General features: G+C 68.8%; 1 protein-coding gene. It reads right to left on the reverse strand.

Annotation, left to right across the window (positions count from 1 at the left end; genetic code table 11):
* Positions 1-1,702: beta strand repeat-containing protein (locus AACQ95_RS14340; RefSeq protein WP_241281096.1), on the reverse strand; the 1,702-nt coding region annotated here is incomplete at both ends.

Raw genomic sequence — 1,702 nt, forward strand, 5'->3', positions numbered from 1 at the left:
GGGGCTCAGGCTGATGCTCGGCGGGCTGACGGTGATGGTCACCGTAGCCGGGCTGGAGGTGCCGCTGGCGTTGGTGGCTGTGTAGGTGAAGCTGTCTGAACCGGAGAACCCGGCGGTCGGGGTGTAGATGATGCTGGTGCCGCTGGCGGTGGCAGTGCCATGGCTGGCGGCGCTGGCCACGGCGACGCTGGTGGCCGCGCCGCCACTGAGGGCCAGGGTGATCGGGTTGGCACTGCTGTTGGCGGCGACAGTGGCGCTGACGGCACCGGCGACTGGGGCCTGGGCATCGATGGTGAGAGTGTAGGCCTGGGAGCCGGTCGCGCTGTTAGCATCGGTGGCGGTCACGGTCAGGTTGCTTGCGCCGCTGGCGCTCGGCGTGCCACTGATGGCACCTGTGCCGGTATTCAGGCTGAGGCCGGCCGGCAGACTACCGGCGGTGATCGCATAGGTATAGGGCGCGGTGCCGCCAGAGGCGGTGAGCGTCGCGCTGTAACTGGTGCCGACAGTGCCGTTGCTCAACGTGGTGGGGCTCAGGCTGATGCTCGGCGGGCTGACGGTGATGGTCACCGTAGCCGGGCTGGAGGTGCCGCCGGCGTTGGTGGCGGTGTAGGTGAAACTGTCGGATCCAGAGAATCCGGCGGTCGGGGTGTAGGTGATGCTGGTGCCGCTGGCGGTGGCAGTGCCATGGCTGGCGGCGCCGGCCACGGCGACGCTGGTGGCAGCGCCGCCACTGAGGGCCAGGGTGATCGGGTTGGCACTGCTGTTGGCGGCGACAGTGGCGCTGACGGCACTGGCGACTGGGGCCTGGGCATCGATGGTGAGGGTGTAGGCCTGGGAGCCGGTCGCGCTATTGGCATCGGTGGCGGTCACGGTCAGGTTGCTTGCGCCGCTGGCACTCGGCGTGCCACTGATGGCACCTGTGCCGGTATTCAGGCTGAGGCCAGCCGGAAGACTACCGTCGGTGATCGCATAGGTGTAGGGCGCGGTGCCGCCGGAGGCGGTGAGCGTCGCACTGTAGCTGGTGCCGACAGTGCCGTTGCTCAACGTTGTGGTGATCAGGCTGATGCTCGGCGGGCTGACGGTGATGGCCACCGTAGCCGGGCCGGAGGTGCCGCTGGCGTTGGTGGCTGTGTAGGTGAAGCTGTCGGCACCGGAGAACCCGGCGGTCGGGGTGTAGGTGATGCTGGTGCCGCTGGCGGTGGCAGTGCCATGGCTGGCGGCGCTGGCCACGGCGACGCTGGTGGCAGCGCCGCCACTGAGGGCCAGGGTGATCGGGTTGGCACTGCTGTTGGCGGCGACAGTGGCGCTGACGGCACCGGCGACTGGGGCCTGGGCATCGATGGTGAGGGTGTAGGCCTGGGAGCCGGTCGCGCTGTTGGCATCGGTGGCGGTCACGGTCAGGTTGCTTGTGCCGCTGGCGCTTGGCGTGCCACTGATGGCACCAGTGCCGGTATTCAGGCTGAGGCCAGCTGGCAGACTACCGGCGGTGATCGCATAGGTATAGGGCGCGGTGCCGCCGGAGGCAGTGAGCGTCGCGCTGTAGCTGGTGCCGACAGTGCCGTTGCTCAACGTGGTGGGGCTCAGGCTGATGCTCGGCGGGCTGACGGTGATGGTCACCGTAGCCGGGCTGGAGGTGCCGCTGGCGTTGGTGGCTGTGTAGGTGAAGCTGTCTGAACCGGAGAACCCGGCGGTCGGGGTGTAG

The sequence above is a fragment of the Aeromonas sp. MR19 genome (genome assembly GCF_963899305.1).
Classification (GTDB): Bacteria; Pseudomonadota; Gammaproteobacteria; order Enterobacterales; family Aeromonadaceae; genus Aeromonas; species Aeromonas bestiarum.